The 17,551-nt window shown below is 54.8% G+C and carries 14 protein-coding genes; all 14 read right to left on the bottom strand.

All coding sequences use genetic code 11. The annotated features are described in order from the left end of the window. Positions 1–4 precede the first annotated feature (4 nt). The 14 genes from NYE26_RS29565 to NYE26_RS29630 all read right to left on the bottom strand — a co-directional run bounded on the left by NYE26_RS29565 (position 5) and on the right by NYE26_RS29630 (position 17,437). Positions 5–859: a diguanylate cyclase gene (locus tag NYE26_RS29565; RefSeq protein WP_076081509.1), complete on the bottom strand. Its 855-nt coding sequence runs from the start codon at positions 857–859 to the stop codon at positions 5–7. Then, the gene (locus NYE26_RS29570) at positions 856–2,940 is read right to left on the bottom strand and encodes a cellulose biosynthesis cyclic di-GMP-binding regulatory protein BcsB (RefSeq protein WP_339252157.1); all 2,085 of its coding nucleotides are present in this window, start codon (positions 2,938–2,940) and stop codon (positions 856–858) included. Before NYE26_RS29570 ends, NYE26_RS29565 begins: the two co-directional genes overlap by 4 nt. Positions 2,941–2,982: 42 nt before the next feature. After that, on the bottom strand, positions 2,983–4,233 hold the full coding sequence (locus tag NYE26_RS29575) for a glycosyltransferase (RefSeq protein WP_036722729.1): 1,251 nt from the start codon (positions 4,231–4,233) through the stop codon (positions 2,983–2,985). 34 nt (positions 4,234–4,267) lie between these two features. Further along, positions 4,268–5,824 (bottom strand): hypothetical protein, encoded by a 1,557-nt coding sequence (locus NYE26_RS29580; RefSeq protein ID WP_339252160.1) that lies wholly within the window; start codon positions 5,822–5,824, stop codon positions 4,268–4,270. Then, on the bottom strand, positions 5,821–7,368 hold the full coding sequence (locus NYE26_RS29585; RefSeq protein WP_339252161.1) for a hypothetical protein: 1,548 nt from the start codon (positions 7,366–7,368) through the stop codon (positions 5,821–5,823). The genes NYE26_RS29580 and NYE26_RS29585 overlap by 4 nt, the downstream gene beginning before the upstream one ends. 23 nt (positions 7,369–7,391) lie before the next feature. Continuing rightward, entirely contained in the window at positions 7,392–8,552 is a 1,161-nt protein-coding gene (locus NYE26_RS29590) for a hypothetical protein (protein ID WP_339252163.1), read from the bottom strand. A gap of 189 nt (positions 8,553–8,741) precedes the next feature. Further along, the gene (locus NYE26_RS29595) at positions 8,742–9,758 is read right to left on the bottom strand and encodes an ion channel (RefSeq protein ID WP_339252165.1); all 1,017 of its coding nucleotides are present in this window, start codon (positions 9,756–9,758) and stop codon (positions 8,742–8,744) included. A gap of 97 nt (positions 9,759–9,855) precedes the next feature. Further along, positions 9,856–10,248: a DUF350 domain-containing protein gene (locus NYE26_RS29600; RefSeq protein WP_036722734.1), complete on the bottom strand. Its 393-nt coding sequence runs from the start codon at positions 10,246–10,248 to the stop codon at positions 9,856–9,858. After that, on the bottom strand, positions 10,245–10,898 hold the full coding sequence (locus NYE26_RS29605) for a hypothetical protein (protein WP_209868705.1): 654 nt from the start codon (positions 10,896–10,898) through the stop codon (positions 10,245–10,247). Before NYE26_RS29605 ends, NYE26_RS29600 begins: the two co-directional genes overlap by 4 nt. Beyond that, positions 10,885–12,108, bottom strand: coding sequence for a glutathionylspermidine synthase family protein (locus NYE26_RS29610; protein ID WP_339252168.1), 1,224 nt, complete (start codon positions 12,106–12,108; stop codon positions 10,885–10,887). Before NYE26_RS29610 ends, NYE26_RS29605 begins: the two co-directional genes overlap by 14 nt. Next, complete coding sequence (locus NYE26_RS29615) at positions 12,105–12,791, bottom strand: hypothetical protein (RefSeq protein WP_339252170.1); 687 nt, start codon at positions 12,789–12,791, stop codon at positions 12,105–12,107. The genes NYE26_RS29610 and NYE26_RS29615 overlap by 4 nt, the downstream gene beginning before the upstream one ends. Positions 12,792–12,820: 29 nt before the next feature. Continuing rightward, a complete protein-coding gene (locus NYE26_RS29620; RefSeq protein ID WP_036691939.1) occupies positions 12,821–13,039 on the bottom strand; it encodes a hypothetical protein in 219 nt (72 codons plus the stop codon). A gap of 146 nt (positions 13,040–13,185) precedes the next feature. Then, a complete protein-coding gene (locus NYE26_RS29625) occupies positions 13,186–14,322 on the bottom strand; it encodes a response regulator (protein WP_339252173.1) in 1,137 nt (378 codons plus the stop codon). A 43-nt stretch (positions 14,323–14,365) separates the two neighbouring features. Then, positions 14,366–17,437 (bottom strand): ATP-binding protein, encoded by a 3,072-nt coding sequence (locus tag NYE26_RS29630; RefSeq protein WP_339252175.1) that lies wholly within the window; start codon positions 17,435–17,437, stop codon positions 14,366–14,368. Positions 17,438–17,551: the final 114 nt, after the last annotated feature.

The following is a 17,551-nucleotide window of genomic DNA, read 5'->3' on the forward strand; positions in this document are numbered from 1 at the left end:
CTCATTATACATCGTATTCCAGTTCCTTTTTGGCCTGGACGATGAAATCCAGCGGATTCTCGATGGTGTCCGCCGCATATTCCACTGCACCGATCTTCAGCCCCAGGGTGACCTTGTACTTGCCGGAGAACTCCGAGTCATTCAGTTCCTGCAGCCGCTGTTTGATCCGCTCAATGACAATCTTGGCCCCTTCCCGGTCCGTGAAGAGCAGAAGGCCCCAGGTAGCATCCTCCTTGTCCAGCAGATACAGCGCATCATTGGTACGAATGCTCGACTGGCTGAGCTGGGAGACATCATAGATGGCTTCGGACAGCTGTTCTTCCGGGATCAGGCGGCGGATTTCATTCCAGTACTTCACCTTCACCACAAGCAGCGTCAGCGGGATTTTATAACGGACCGAGATTCCGGTGAACAGGCTGGCGTCCTTCTGAAAAGAAATGCTGTTGCGCAGATCCGTATTCTCATCCACCGCAGCCAGATTATTCGTGCGCTTCAGCAGCCGTTCATTCTCCGCCTGCAGCTCACGGGTGCTTGAGGTGAAGACCCACAGCACCACCGTAAGCAGCGGGGTCATAATCAGCCAGAAATATGTCTCTACACCGATCGATGCGCCCTGCGATACCGTCTGATAGACCACGAAGAAGCCGTAGCCGAAGACAAACGCCAGATTCAGCGTCAGTCCCGCCGTGACCGTGGTGAAATACGTGACCAGCGCCAGGATGAACGATACATTCAGAATAATAATGTTCTGGACGTAGTTATCCGGTGAGCCCGCGATATATACGATGCAGGCGAAGATCAGAACCAGAAAGGCCAGGAAGCCCAGATCCGAGGTTAGACTGCTGCGGTTACGTCTCACGCTTGATCACCACGTTTCTTCTTATGTTTGCGCAGCATCAGAATCAGCGCCACGACCACCAGCGTCACGATCATCACCGCTGCGGTCACGAAGCCCAGTACATCGCTGCGCTCCATCACCCGCGAGACCAGAGAGTCCGTCTTAGCGCCGGAGACCGTCTTGAAGCGGTAGGCATTCACCGTGCCGTCCTTATCCGCCACAACGCCGTCACCGTACACCCTCCACCTGTCCTTCTCGCTCCCGATCAGCTTGGAGACTACGAAGTAGCTCTCAGAGCTGACCGCAGTGACCGCAAGCAGGCCGCGTCCGCTCTCGTAAGGGGATTCCAGGAGCTGGAGCGTGCCGATGGCGGCTCCGTACTGCTCGTCGAGGGCGATTTTCTCATTGGAGAGGAGGGTTGACCCGTCCTTGTTATACTTGAAAAAGAGCTTGCCGTTGTTGTCACGGATCACCTTATTATTCTTATAGCTCCCGATCGCAATAATATTGTTGTCCTTCAGGTTATCCGCTCCTGCGTTATCGCTGTAAAAGTGGACATCACCGGTATTTCCTCCGGCAAACTGCCCGAGCATATTGAAGACATTCCCGAGGCTCCGGTAGGTGTAATCATCCCTCTCCTTCGGCAGCACCACCGCCACACGGTTGAAGATGCCGTCCCGCAGGAACGGATACGGGTAATTGCTCAGCAGGAGGTCGGTGCGGTCCTTCGTGTTCAGGCGCATGAGCGATTCCTTGCTGATATAAGCCCACGGCATCTCCTCTTTGTTCGGAGTACAGAGCATGCTCGCAAGCTCCAGATCGAAAGCCACCGTCACGGTGAAGTTGCCGGAGATATTCAGACTCTGCGGCACATTCAGATTCAGCACATCACCGTTGGCCAGCTCCTTCGTCAGCTTCTTGCTGCCGATGGGCGTATTATTGATGCTCACGGTCACCAGGGAACGGTTGAAGTCCAGATTCGCCGCATACCGGAAATCCAGGCTGATTCTGCCGTCATCCGCAATGGAGCGGTTGGACGGGAGAGAGACGAAATACGTCTGCTCCTGATGGTTGGGCCCGGTGAGCTTGTCCCCCGTCTCCGTGAACGTAATGTTCGAGCTGATGGCCGGCGCAGGGTTCACTACATCGGTAGCATTAGTAACCACCTTCAGATCCTTGCGGAGCTGGCTCATCAGCTCCCGGCTTGCCATCAGCCGTCCGGCCTTGATCAGCAGGCTCTCGTCCCTCGAGGTCACCACCAGTGTAGGCAGGGAATCCTTGTTCACCAGCTGAATGACCGCATGGGTGCCGAGGTCGTCCGCCGTACTCACCAGCTTCTTTATTCGTTCCGGCAGATGATCATACGTAGCTACCAGCACTACTGCACTCTTGTCCTTGACGGTATCTTCGCGATAAGGCAGCAGCGGAATGGTTCTGTCGTTCAGCGTGTTGCCTTTGGCGAATCCCGAGAGGGCGTAGGTAGCACTTTCCAGCTCTGCCCCGCTGGCATTCTGCGGCACGGCGAGCAGGCTTTGTTCATTTTTTACCGTATCCATTCCTGAGAATCTGGCACTGAAATCCTGAATGCCTCCAGTAATGGGCTTCGGTGTATAATTCACAGCAATGTTCGAGGTGTTGAACAGATGCAGCCAGCTGTCCTGCATATCATCGATATTACACAGTTCATAGCCGCCCGTCGTGGTTCTTAAGCTCCCTTGTATCCGCAGCGTATTGCTGCCCTTAGTCAGGAAGCCTTTGGGCGCCTCTACACTCAGGCTCTGCTGCCCGTTATTGTCCAGGGACGGCCGGAAGGAATAGAACGGAATGCCGTTCAGCGACAGTGTTACGCTCGACAGCTTATCCTCACTGATCTGTGAGGTCTGGAATTGCAGATTGATCATCACTTGATCCACATTCCAGTAATCCATGACTGTGAAGAACTGCTGCTGGGAGCTGGAGCCCCTCAGCGAGACATCGCCGGTGAACAGCGTCTCATACGTTGCTCCCGCTTCACCGGGAAGCACCGCCGCCTGTGCCGCAGGGATTTGAACCAGGAAGAGGGAGAGGCAGAGCAGCACTGTTAGGATCTGTTTTTTCATCATGTTCCGTATCTCCTGACATCTTATTTCTGGACCTCCGGCGCACTAGTACCGCTCGGTTTTGTACCACTTGGCTTCCCGTTTGAAGATAACGTCTTTGAAATAGTTGTACAGCCCGTAAGCGGCCACTACCATCCAGAGCTGGCAATACGAGACGTACATCAGCAGAATAATCCACAGGTTCGACAGGCTCATCTCACCCTTCTCTGTGGTCAGGGTAACGAAGATCCCCACCACGAACAGCACAATAGCGAGCAGCCACAGGAAGCTGCTGAGCCCGGCGATGGTGGTATGTACATACCCCATGGCATGCAGCACGAGCAGAATATCCGAGGTGACCAGCGAGATCAGCAGGAGGAAGTAGATCGAGACATAATACAGAATATCGAAGCGGATCTTCGCCGCCTTCCGGTCGATGAGGAGCGGAAGGTTCTTCACAATGACATAGATATTGCCCTTCGCCCAGCGTGTCCGCTGCTTGAACCATACCTTCACCGTCTGCGGCTCCTGCTCCCAGGTGACCGACTTCGGCTGGAACTTGATCCGGTAGCCCATCATATAAATGCGGAAGCTGATCTCCGTATCCTCGGCAATTGCCTTCACATCCCAGCCGCCGATACTCTCGACAATGGTCCGGCGCATAATGAAGTTCGTTCCCGGGATCGTACAGAGCTTGAACAGCTTCCAGCGCCCTGCTTGCGCCATCCACTGGAAGGACAGAGTCTCGATATTAATGAACCGGGTCAGCAGGCTGGCATCCCGGTTGCGGGTTCTGAACTTGCCGATAACCGCCCCTAGGGAGGCATCATTCATAATCTCTGCCACCAGGTATTTCAGCGCCGTGCGCTCCGGCGTATTGTCGGCATCATAGATCGCAATCAGCTCCCCGCTACTGCGGGTAAAGCCGATATTGAGCGCATTGGATTTCCCTTTGCCGCCTGTGACGGCGTCCGTATTGATAATGATCAGCTTGCGCTGCGGATTCCGCTGCTGGATAGCATCCAGCAGCTCAGCGCTATTGTCTGACGAATTATCATTGATGACGATAATCTCATACCGGTCATGCGGGTAATCCAGTGCCAGCAGGGATTCCACGGTTTTGCTGATGACGACCCCCTCATTGTGAGCAGGAACCATAATCGTCACCATGGGATGCTCCCCGGTAATCTCAGGCACCGGTTCGTTTTCCGTTTGAATGTAGTACAGATACCCCGCTATAATCAGCATCACATTCACCAGCAGCAGGGACCAGATACAGATGACCGCGATCACCATCAATACGTCTGAGATCGTCATAGTATTCTCCTAAACTCGCTATATTTTTCCCGGATTACTTGTTCAAATATTTCCTGCGGTACATTCTGTAGCCGATAGTGAGCAGGCCGCCGAACAAGAGCAACGCAGCCAGGATCACGATGATGAAGAATTGATTCTGCACGCTGAACAGTCTGTTGAAGCTTGTCGCCTGCTTCTCCTTGTACTGGAAATCAACGGCGACCTTCTGCGGGGTATAATCGACATCCAGTGTGTTGCCATCCAAGCGGATCACCCCGTCAGCAGATTCAAGAGTGTGCTTATCCGTGCGGACCGTATGCGCCTCCTGCTTATAGTCTGCGAAGGTATACCATTCCGCATTCAGATTCTGCAGAAGTTCCTCCAGCCCGCGCTCATCCTCCGGCAGGTCCAGCGTCACCGCCGTATTCAGCGGAAGCTCCGGCATCGCCTTTCCTGTTCTGCCAACTCCCTGCAGCAGCGCCGGGGGCAGACTGTACAGAGAAGAAGAGAAGGCCGCTGAGGTGTCTGTCTGCTCCATATAATGGGTCTCTCCGTCCGGGAAGAGCACCGCCGAATTGAAGAACCCCATGCCTGCGGCCGAATACTCCTTGTCATACGTCCAGTAGCTCTCGGCAGCAACGCCGAGCGGTGCCACGCCCCCTTCCGCCAGCACATTAATGAACTGATTCATCTTCCCGCGCAGGGACCGGTCATTCGAATTAATCGGCGGTCTGACCGCAGGGGCATTGACCACGATGCTGCCGTTGCGGGACTGGACGGCTCTGAGCGCCTCCAGATACCGCTTCATAGCGGGGAAATCCGTATTCGCGAATACCGGACGGACACTGGCGATGAAGGGAATACCGCTTCTATACAGGCGGTCTGCCATCTGCTCCAGCAGATTCAGATCCGAGAAGGGATAGATCTCCTTGATGACCAGATACATCTGCGGCTGTGCGGTATAGTGCAGCCAATCCTTCAGCACATAGGCCGCAGCTATAGCTGTGAAATCGCCCTGCTTCAGATAAGGCAGGTAAGCGGAGCGGCCGCTGCTTACCGCAAACGGCAGCTGCGCCCCCCCATCTGATGAGGACCACGTTCCATAAGAACGCCCCGCGTCCGAAGCGGTGATATATGGCATCCCTTCGACCTCCACCGGGATTCCGGTGAATCCGCCGATGGAGAGGCTTGCGCCCGCTCTATGCCATACCCCGGTCTTCAACCGCAGCGTCTGCTGCATCCGGGCAGGCGGTCTATATCCAACATGCAGCATAGCCCCCTTGTACCCGGCTGCTTCCTGAAGGTAGTCTTGATTCGTAATCTCAAGCTCATCATTGTTAATCACAGTGATCACGCCGGAATAGCCCTTCATGCCGCCCGGCTCATAAGAGGAAATAGGCTTCAGCGTGACCTGTGCGCTGTAGGCGGCAAGCAGCCGTTGCAGCTCGGCCACATTCCCCTGCTGGCCTGAATTCTTCGCCAGACTGTCGAACAGCAGCAGAATCCGCTGCGCCGGAGCCGGAGAAGCGGCAGCGGATGCCGGACCGGCAGACGGCAGCAGATCACCCGCCAATACAATGAACAGCAGAATGACGATTCCTCTGCGTCTCACATGCCCACCCCTTTATTCAGTGCCGGATATTCCTTGAGCGGCCGTGCAGACGGCGCAGACGGCACCGATCTGCGTGATGAGATTCCGCGGCCGATTACGCTCGCAGCCGTCTGGAAGATGATCAGGTCGAAGGCCAGGGTGAACAGGAATTCATGCTTGGCAATATCCGCGTCACCCGCCCCGATAATGGAGACTACGATACCCGACAGTCCGACCAGCATCGTTGCCAGAATCACCAGCAGACGCTGCATCCCCCGGAAATCCCGGGTACGGATGGACCGGACGAACGATGGCATATAGACCCCTATCGTTACGGCCATCCAGAGAAGAATGAAGGCGAAGGGACGAGGGGCCAGCTTCTCCTTAAGTGTGCTGTACAAGCTGAAGAAATGACTCTGTGCCCGGAACTCCTTGCCTGCGGACAGCTCATAGTTCCCCATAGCCGCTGGCTTAATTTTATAGGCACTCTCAGCAGCCGTATCCAGGATTGAGCCCAGCTCATTCGGGTGAGAAGCATAATAGGTCAGAATGGAGACGAAGCCGTAACGGCTGTAGAAATTTTTATCCAGCAGCTCGGATTTCACATCCACCGTCCCGTATTGGTCATAGTACGTATTCTCTTTGAGAATCGCGTACTGTTCATTGATCCCGAAGGAACCGAGCGCAGTCTCCGGATTCTTGGATTCCATCAGCACCCCACGCGTCATCGCATGATACTGGTTAATATTCACGAACTCTTTGGAGATATTAAGATACGTTGCAATTCCGGCGAACATCATCAGACCGGCCGACAGCAGTGTCACCCAGCGGAATAGCTTGTCCCGGCGGATCAGCACCAGCGGAATCGAGAGCAGGGAAATCACCATCCCCACCGGAGCATTCTGCTGCTTGGAGGTGGTCAGAATCAGGGTGCTGATCAGCAGGATCGCCAGCATGGCATAATCGTTGTATCTCTTCCGGTACAGTAGCAGCCAGGAGGCGAACACCAGAATCATGGTCACCATCACCAGGCTCTCGCCGAAGAAGGAGCTGAAGTAGTTGGTGTAGCCTGTATCCCCGAAAATGAACACCGCAAGCGCCGCGACTGCCATCCCCCGCTTTGGTGACATTTTCAGCGTGATCGCTTCAACCAGCAAGTACACTGCGGCAACATACAGCAAGGTGTAGATTGCAGCCTGGAAGCGGATATCGAAGACCTCGCGGCTGAAAAACAGCTTGTTGACGAAAATAGCCAGCTTGATAAACAGGGACTGGGAGGAGACCACCATCGTGCTGTTCTCGTTGAAATATTGAAAGATTCCGAACTGCTTCACGAAATAGCCGAAGTACTGGCTGTCATAGTCCGGAGCATTGAAATAAAGGCCGTTGCTATAGATAATCCGGTAAAAGTCTCCATTATCCGCCATGCCGATATAAGGGGAGGTAAACAGCGAAATAGCCGTCACCAGCAGCACGCAGAACGCGGCGGCAAAGGCCGGAGTAATCCGAAAGCCAGCCAACGTGATACCGGGCCGGGTCGATGTAAGCTCTAGGTTGTTTATCATTCCGATTCCCCTTTTTGGTTATATTATGGAGCCTTATAGGAGTACGCCAGCAGTGCCATCAGGTTGTCAAAAGAGTAGGCCTGCCCGGAGGCAGGATCACCGAAGCCGCCATATAGCGGACTCAGAGGATCTGTCACCCTGAATTCATTCATCCGGTCCATACTGGACTGATAGAGCTCACCATCCTCCAACACAGCTCCAATCATGGCTGTGAGCGCGTAGACCGCTGTTGAACGAATATCATTAGCCGGCTTGCCCTCACGTGTATATTGTCCGAACAAGGTTCCCGCTGCGACCTGAGCTTTGATGTAGCTGATGCTTGCCGGCCGCTCGCGGCCGATCTCTGCCAGATGAAGAATTGTCAGCAGAGATTCTACCGAGTTGATGCCTTCAGAGCTGTACTGTCCGCTCTTGTAATCGAAGCGGGTCTCATAGAATGGAAAAGAATCGGACAAATATCCCTCCTCCAAAATACCGCTCATATTCTTCAACAAATTCTCTTGTAATTCGCTAGATATCGACAATTTCTGCAATACACTCAGATCAATATAACACAAAGTTACGAATCCGTTGACCATTTTCAAATAATTGTCATAGATGTCATAAATGTAACCTTTTTTAGTGTTGTTTTTATAGAAACGTTCTCCATATTTATCGGCTTCTCTGGTATATTCCGGCTGGTTAAATGCCTGCCCCGCCTCATATAGCGCTCCGATCATCCGCAGGTCATCCACCGCTGCATTCACGGGGTAACGCTTCTGCTGCCTGGGACTGTAGCGGTAGCTGAAGCCGCCCTCCATATCGAAGATTCTGCGGGCCGTCTTCCACTGCCGGTCGAACAGCTCCTGATTGCGGGTCCGGACCGCAGTCTCCATCAGGAGAGAAGCGGACTCGCTCAGAATCTCATGACCGGTAGCCACCTCTGCCGATTCAGAGGTCTCCTTCAGATTCGTATATACCCCGTCGGGTCCTGTAAGCTGCGTATTTATGAAATGGTATAATTCCTGCTGTTCCAGTGTAGGCTCAAGCTGCGGCGCTTCATCCGGCCGTGTAGTCCCTGCGGGAGAGACCGCCGGAGTATAGACGGGAGAGGATGGCGCCGGTCCGGCCTGATTGCCGCCGCAGGAGGTTAGCAGGAGCAGCGACATCCCCAGAACAGCAGCCTTGCTATATCTGCTTTCCAATCGATCACATCCTTAAATGACAACTACCAATTGATCCATACTAATATAACGGTAATTATTGTCACATTATTTACTGTTTGTTCGAACATTATGTGTCGCCTTCACATATTTCTCCTTTTCCGCCAAAAAAAAGAGCCGCTCCATGTCTTAATGACCGGAACAGCTCTTATGAATGCTTAGGTATTATCTCTAGCTCTCTTTAATTCTCCGGTACGTGGCCTCATCGGCGACGATGTAGAGTCTGGCGTCTGCCGGAATCGGCCGGTCAAGCTTGCGGTTAATGCCCAGGTCGCCCCGGTCGGACAGCAGAGTCGCCCCCTGACGCAGCAGATCCTGAAAGGCCTCCCCATAGGTTGTCCAGCCGCTGCGGCGGGGAATCTCATAGATATCATCCCCGTGCTCGCGGCTGAGCAGCTGGGTGATCACCTCAGAATTGCCCTCCTGCAGCGCAGAGCGCACCGCCAGTCTGGAGATCGCATCATGGGAGAGCACGAACTCGTTCACCTGCACATGCTTGAAGTTCTTAATGTTCTTCTCCTGCATAATCTCTACGGTAGTATGTACCTGCGGGGCAATCCGCTCAATGCTGGAAGCAATCAGCAGCGACTTGCCGTCGCTTAAGGAAGCTTCGTCGATACGGGTGTCGCTGAACACAATCGCTGCTCTGGCGCTCCCGATATTCGCCTTCAGCAGAATGTCATCGCTTGCCGCATCGCCGCTGATGAAGTGGACCTGCTCCATGGCTTCCAGCGGATGCCGTCCGTTCTCATCGATAATGACCACTTTGCATTCCTTGTCGTAACACAGAATCTCATCTACTGCCGCCTGTGTCTTGCGGTTCCAGTTAATCAGCACGACATGATGTTGTCCGTGAAAGGTCAACGTTCCGGCTCCTCTCCTGCGCTGCATCTCGCCCATGGCATCGATAATCTTGCCGATCACCAGACTGAGCAGACCGATGCCAAAGATATATAAGAAAATCGTAAACACCTTGCCTGTGACGGTAGCGGCAAAGTAATCGCCATACCCGACGGTAGCCATGGTGGTCATCACCCAATAAAAGGCGTTGAACCAGCTATGAAACGTGTCCGGCTCCAGCAGGAAGGCGATGGTTGCGCTGAGAAGAATGAAGGCCAGAATAATAAAGGCAATGGACTTCTTCTTGAGATGAAGCAGCTTGCCGGATAATTGGATTAGAAAATGCAATGCTCATCCCTGCCTCCCGGGTGAATTGAGCCGGCGGGCAGCAGCCTGCGCCGAGTCCCTTGCGGGGCACAGCCGCCCGCCTGCCAATCGAGTCTACCTAAATAATCAGACTGCTGACCGCAAAGGCCGTCCCGATGAACACCATGCAGAGCATGACGCCGACCGCAACATTTCCCTTCTCCAGCTGCTCTGAAATCCGGAAGCCGGGCGTGAACAGCTCGAAGATCCAGTAAGAAGCGATCAGGCAGACATACCCCACAGCGAACCAGAGCATCATGAACCAGATGGAGGTATTGGTGTAAGCGGCCACGCCTAGAATTACCGCCGTAGCCAGGAACTTGCCGCCGAACGCCAGGCCTACCGCAATATTTCCCTTTTTCAGCTCCTCCATATCCTTGAATGGAGTCATGAGCGCGAAGATCACCATACCCAGCACCTGAAGCAGAACAATGGTCAGAATACTAACCACCAGATTAATTACGATCGTCATTTAGCCCACCCCCGAAATTTCGCATAGGCCGAATCATAGTCGGCGAAATCATGTACTTCCTCCAGCACCACTGAGACTTTCTTCTGCTTCTCCAGCGCGGTATAGCGCTTGTCGTCAATCGGCTGCTTGATCCGGTTGCCGGAAGGCAGCTCCAGCACTGCGAAATTTCTGGTCTTGCTCTGGTATTCCGTCTTGTACACTCCAACCAGGTCCACATCCGTTGTGATGGATACCTTGAGATTAGCCAGATCCTCTGTGGCCGCCTTCTGGTCGGCGTAAGACTTAAGTGTCGTCCAGGCGGACAGCTTGATCTCATTTTTCTGGTCAGCGTCCGTTATCAGCTCGGCATCCATGAACTGGAGCGTCCAGACGGTGTCGCCTGTAGCATAATTCCCGTCGTTCGGGAGCAGCTCATTATCCGGCAATATAGTCATATCGCTGCCGACCAGATCGCCAACCTTGCCCTCCACCACCCGGTAATCCCATGGTACACGCGATACACTATCCGACGTATCAGTGCCGGTATGAAATACACTGCCGCTGTTCGCTGAGCATGCACTCAGCACCATAACCGCCAGTAGCAGCACTGTAGTCAGCAGGGTGCCCCGGGCTCTGCGCCCGGCAGCATGCCCCTCTCTATCCTTGAACATCTTCAAGCCCCCTCACTCCTAGCGCGATAAAATGACTGGCATTGCCTGTAATCGGCCCGCCGGCCCGGCCAAGCAGCCCGCAGGGCGTTCCGTTAATGACGAACATGCCGGTCAGCAGGTGCAGCTCACCCTCCGCCGTCATGATCCGGGCCATTTCTGCCCTTTTCTGATAGACCACGGGGAAGAGCTGGCTGCTGTCGTAGCCCTCCTCGTCCTCGATCTCAAGCGCGCCGCTGTCATCAAAGATCCGAACAGATCCGCCTTCGCGGCCGAATACGGATTTGGATACAAAGCTCTCTGAGAACACCGCCTTATTGTACGTCGGCAGGATGTACCGGGAGATGGCCTCGCGTTCCGGCTCCGTGAACAGCAGGCCAAGCTCATACATTCCCCAGACAGCGGCCATCAGCCCCTTGGACTGGAGGATGATGCTATGCGGTCCGTTGAACAGCTGGAGCTTCCCGCTCTCAATGGCATAGGCCAGAGCCTCGCCGCCTTCATCTACGGCCATCCACTCCTTCGGGTACAGCGCGAACATCCGCTCTATGATCCGGTTCTCTCCGTCCTTGACCACACCCTCATCAATCGACAGATCCAGACAATCGACACAGCGGACATCCAGTCCGCTATGCGCGGCCAGCGCCTCAATCGTTCCGCTGTCCTCCTCATGGCTGCCATAATCCACACAGGCTACCGTGTCGGGGCGCTCCACGCCCCAGGCTGCGGCAAGCTGCTGCTTCATGGCCGCATTCACGTTTCCGACGCCTGCTTCCGCGCAGATCCACGGCGTTGCAATGGAGGCCTCCACATAGCCGGTCGGAGTATCCGCATTCAGCTCCAGCAGCTTAATCGTGCCATCCCCTGCCACGGCAAAATCGAACCGGGCATACCGGCTGATCAGTCCCGGCTCCGGCAATGGACAGTCATCCAGCATATGCCATAGCACCGGAGGAATCCCCAGGAGATCGTACAGATCATGTCTGAGATGGACATAACGCACGGCCTTATCCAGAATCGCCCAGAGCGCGGCGGCGGCTTCCTTCAATTCCTGATAGGTCTCGCTGCGCATCACAGCCACCGCATCCAGCCAGTATTCCTCGTCCTCCAGATCGGCCCAGGTGAAGCCCAGCTCATGCAGCCGCTCAACCCGGGGAGCTCGTTCCAGACCGGACTGGTCTATATATTCGAATGCCTGCTCCGCCCGGATCATCCGCCGAACCCGCTCTTGCCGGAGCGCACCGAGCTTTTGCCCGAGCTTTTACTGGAGCCGGATTTGGATTTATTCGAACCCAGCCCGCTGGAGGTGCCGCCGATGCCGCCCGATTTGGAAGAGGTATTCCTTCTGGTAATGGAGCCGGTGGATGAAGTTGAGGTCTTCGGCTTCACCACCGAGCCGGCCACCGGCTTGTTCTGGAATCGTCCGCTATTATAGGAGGGCGGCTTATAGGTATTGCGTGTACCTCCATAATAAGTAGGCCGGTCATTGTACCAGCCTCTGGAAGAGTAGAACGAACCGCTATTGAAAAGCATGTGGTACAGAAGCACATCATCCCAGCCAAACCCTGAGTTATACCCGCCGTAGTTGTTAATTACTGTCGTGCCGCCGGAGGTTACAGCCCCCTGCCCTTCCTGGACCTTCTCTTCCTGGTCTTCCGGATATGGAATACTCCAGTCTACATTCTTGTCGAAATATTGCTTAACCTCCTCAGTAGACCAGGAGACCAGCTTAGGCTCCTCGCCGCCTGTGCCGCTTGCGCCTGCACCTCCCGGAATGAATAAAGCGTTAGCCAGCAGCGCAATGCCGAGCGAGGTGGATAATACGCGGACCGGTTTGCCGTCCGGCGTGAACAGCCTGCTGATTGCGGGTTCTTTAGCATCTTCGTCTTTTGCCAACTTGGGGCCTCCTTTCCTGGTATTCATCCTTAACCTTCTGTACGCATGGGAACCAGCAGAAGCTCCAGCTTCCCTTCATCTACATTCAGTCTTCCCTCTACCGCCTCGAACTCACGTCCGCCAACGACAATATAATTGACATGCTCCAGTGCCGTAACCATATTCATGCTCCAGACGCGCTCTTCAATCATTTGCAGGTCGCCTTCAGGCAGCTTCTCGAACAGGATGACCTTCAACCCGTTATCCATTCCCACTCCATCTCCTCTTGAATATTCGTATGCTTCTGATACGCTGTCATTACGCTTTCGTTTCAATTCCCGCAGCCTTGAATATGTATACCACAGCATATAAATAATAATGACAACAAGCAGTTTTGCAGTGGCCGGCTACGGGCTTACAATACCTTCTGGACCCAGCTGTCCATGACCTGGTCAGGGCGGATGCCCAGCTCATTCTCCAGGAGCTCCTTGTATTTATCGTAGTGTGTCCTGAATCCGATGAAATCCCCCAGGTCGGCGTAACTTCGCAGGATCAGCCTGCAGAGCTGGTCGGAATAAGGATCGGCTGCCTGCAGATCCAGCAGCCGCTCCAGCGCCAGCCGGGGACGCCCGGAGGACAGCTCATATTCGGCGGAATGCAGCGCCATGCGGATATACCGGACCTGCAGCTCCTTGCGCCGGATCTCTGCCCAGTCGTAATGATGCTCCTGCAGGTAGTCTCCACGGTACAGCTTCAATATCTTTTCCCGGCGCAGCCATTCCTCTTCTGACTCCACAGGCGTGCCGGCATAGCCCAGCTCGAACTCCTCCACATCCAGCAGCACCTGCTCCTTGGTCAGCCTGTAACGCTCCTGCGAGAATTCGACGAGCACCTCCATATCCCAAGCCTTCAGCAGCTTGCGGATATGGTATACCGTGGTATGCAGGTTCGTTACGGCCTTCTCGGGCTTGAAATCGGGCCAGACGAGATCCACAATGGTGTCCTTGAGTATCCACTGGCCGCGGTTATGCAGCAGCAGGGCGAAGACCTCCTGCGCCTTGCTTGTTCTCCACTGCATTTTGCGCCCCGGCTCCGTGCTGTCTGTGAATTCAAGCCGGTGGAAGCAGAGGATTGACAGCTCCTTGACAGGCGCCGCAGACGCCGGTGTAGGCGGCATCTTCACTTCAGCGCTCTCCTTGCCGACTTCCAGACGCTCAAGGGTTTTGTTTAACCGTTGGGAGGTCACCGGCTTCAGCAAATAATCCGCTGCATTGAGTTCAAAGGCTTCGATCGCATACTCGCTGTATGCGGTAATATAGACAATCCGGGTGTTCCGGTCCATACCGGCAATGTATTCACCTGCTTCCAGCCCGTTCATCTCCGGCATCCCGATATCCAGGAATACAATATCCGCCTTCTCCCGTTCCAGATGCGCAAGTCCCAGGCGTGCCGAGGTGAATTTCCCGGTGATTGTAAGACGCCCATCCTTCAGGAGCATACGCTCCAGATGCTGCAGCGCCGGCTTCTCATCGTCAATCAATATGGCCTTCATCAGTCGGACTCACCTCCTCTTCGTTCGTAGTTCTCAAATACCTTTAGGTGGGGATGGTATATGATATAGCGGTTCCCCTTCCCGGTACACTGTCGATATTCAGGCCTGCTCCGTACATCTTGAGCAGACGGTGCTGAATATTGCGCAGCCCTATGCCCCCCTCTGTCCGCTCTTCCGAGAGGACCTCCGCAATCTTCTCCGGGGTCATTCCTACACCGTCATCCGTGACTGCTACCTTGAGGCAGCCGGGCAGCAGCTCAACTGTCAGCCGTACCGTCCCTCCGGCCTCTTTCTGCATCAGGCCATGATTAACGGCATTCTCCACAATCGGCTGGATGCTCAGCGGCGGAACCATCGCCATCACATCTTCCGGCACATCGAACTCGATGTTCAGCCGTTCATCGAACCTCGCCTGCTCCAGCGCAAGATAGGATTTGACCAGTCCCAGCTCCTTCTCCATAGAAACCGTCTGTCCCCGGTTCTGGAAGTCGAAGCTGCTCCGCAGGTATTGGCTGAGGTCCAGCAGCAGCTCCGTGGCCTTGTCCGGGTCCTCCGGACAGACCGAGATAATGGCGTTCAGCGCATTATATAAGAAATGCGGCTTAATCTGTGCCTGCAGGAAGGCAATCTCCGACTGGACAGATACACGGATCGACTTGCGCATATCCAGCAGGGTCTGCATCCGTGCCTTGAATTCGCGCACCTCCACCGGCTTGCTCAGATAATCATTCGCTCCGGCCTCGAAGGCTGCGAGGATATCATCAGGACGGCTGCTCGCCATCAGCACCAGAATCGGCAGCTCGGACAAGGTGAACCGTTCACGGATGGCCTTGCATAACAGAAGCCCGGGCATTTCCGGCATTACCCAGTCGGCAATCACCAGATCAAGCTCAGGATGCTGCTGGATGATCTGGATCGCCTCCGCGCCGCTGCTGGCGGTAATCACAGAATGGTTATCCAGCTGCAATACGCCTACCAGCACGCGGAGGTTAACGGGATCATTATCCACTACCAGAATGGAGCAGCAGTCTTCAGACGGCAGTTGCACAGGTTCTTCTCCGGGAAGCGGGTACGAAGGCGCCGTCTCCCAGCCGTGAAGCTCTCCGAATTCCTCCTCCAGCAGTGCATTGCTCCTCTGCAGGATCGGCTGGGTGAAGCAGAAGACGGAGCCGTGCCCCAGTTCGGAATGTACCTCAATCTCCCCGCCCGTCAGTTCTACCAGCCTCTGGGTAATGCTGAGGCCAAGCCCGTTCTCGCGGTAGACCTTACTGGCGGCAGGACCGCTTGGATCATTGGCATCGAAGATCGTACGCAGACGCTCAGGCGCGATGCCCTGGCCAGTGTCTGTTATGATGATGGCAACATACTCTTCTTTAACCTCAGCAGACAGTGTTATCACGCCTCTGGGCGTATAATTCACTGCACTCGCGAGTAAATTATGCAGAATCTGAGCGAACCGCTGCTCATCCGTCTCCAGCAGCGGAAGCTGTTCCGGCAGACTCAGCCGGAATTCCAGCTGGCTGTTGCCGTAGACCTGACGGGTGACCGCCATAATGGAGGAAGCTGCCATGCGGAGATCGACGGCCTGCCGGCGCAGGAAGAGCGAGCCGTGATTCAGCTTCGCGAAGTCCGACATATCATGGATCAGGGCTGTAAGCCGCTTGCCCGTGGAGACAATCGTCAGCAGCTGATCCTGCTGGGCAGTGCTGATGGAGCCGGCCGTCCCCTGAGCCAGCACCTTGGCCATGTTGACAATCCCCTGCAGCGGCCTCCGCAGCTCCTGCGAGGTATCGGAGATGAAGTCATCCTTCAAGCCGTCAAGCGACAAAAGGCGGCGTGAGAGCTGTTCCACTTCGCGGAAGGAAGCTGCGTATTGCCGGGTCATAAGGATCGCCTGCACGAACCCGAACAGGAGTATCTCGTAGGAGATGATGAAATAGCTGAAGGTCATGCCCATGAAGCTGACCAGATAATAGATAATGACCACGCTCAGGCTCTCGATACTGACCATCATCAGGAACATATTCTTCGGATTTCGCCGGGTGCCCTGGACCATGGAGTAGAGCACGAAGCCCAGGCTTACGGAGCCCCAAGTCAGCAGCAGAACCTCCAGATAGCTGAACAGATAGGCCGGGACGAAGGCAGCAATCAGCAGCAGGAATGCCGTAACCAGCCTGGAGGCCTTAATCATCCCAATGGACATCGGGTAGTTCACTGAATTGGCGACATAGTGCAGGAGATAATAATAGACCAGTGTAGAGGACGCAAGTTGCAGCTTGAGTATAATCTCGTAAGGGAAGCCGGGCAGCGCCGCCAGGATAAGCTTTTCACCATGCGTAAAAATGTAGACAAAGGCCGCTATGCAGAACAAGCCCAGATACAATGTGACCCCCCGGCTCTCCCTTACCTTGGAGAACATCAGCAGGAAGAGGGCTAGCACGAAGAATCCGATCAGTGCAGCCCCGTCTACAAACAGGGCAAATTCCCTGTGCTTCAAAATAGCGGCCTGATTACCGATCACAATCGGCTGAACGATCCCGCCTGAGGAGTAGCTGTAGTTAGCTACCTGCACAATAATCTCCATGGTATCCCCGGTTACCGAGGCGAATCCCATAAAAGGCATGTTATTCTGTCTGCCCTCAGAGGCCGAGGCTGCCGGGGTTCCGCTGCTTCCAATCTCCTGCCCGTTCAGATAGACCTTGCCGGCACTGCGGATGTTGCTGGTGCGCAGGCCGTAGACCATGGCTTCCCCTGGGGTAATCTTCGCCTGGAGGCGGTATGTAGCATAGCCTTTGGCTCTGCGCCCGCCCTGTTCAGAGATATCGTCGTTCCACTTCCCCGGGACCTGAATCATCGTAGAGGCGGCGGGGACCTCCTTACCAGCGTTCACCGGATGGAAATCCTCAGGCGACAGCAGCACATCCCGGTACAGCTCCCACTCTCCATCCAGCTTCATAATCCCGTCGTGGCGGGCGTCCCAGGAGCGAAGGTCAATCACACCCTGCACCGCCTGCGGCCTGTCTCCCTTAATCTGATGTGTCTGGAGGACCGAGAGCAGCGGAACGATCAACACCAGCACCAGACTGCCGAGAATGCTCAGCCAATACTTTCTCATGTCCTCTGCCAGTCCCTTCTAGTTGTCATTGTATAAATTATACAACAGACTCCGTTCATCTGAAGCAAAAAAAGCCGAGTTCCATTTATTTCGGAATCGGCTGTTCATCTTATT

This window comes from Paenibacillus sp. FSL P2-0136 (assembly GCF_037975325.1).
Lineage (GTDB): Bacteria > Bacillota > Bacilli > Paenibacillales > Paenibacillaceae > Paenibacillus_AQ > Paenibacillus_AQ silagei.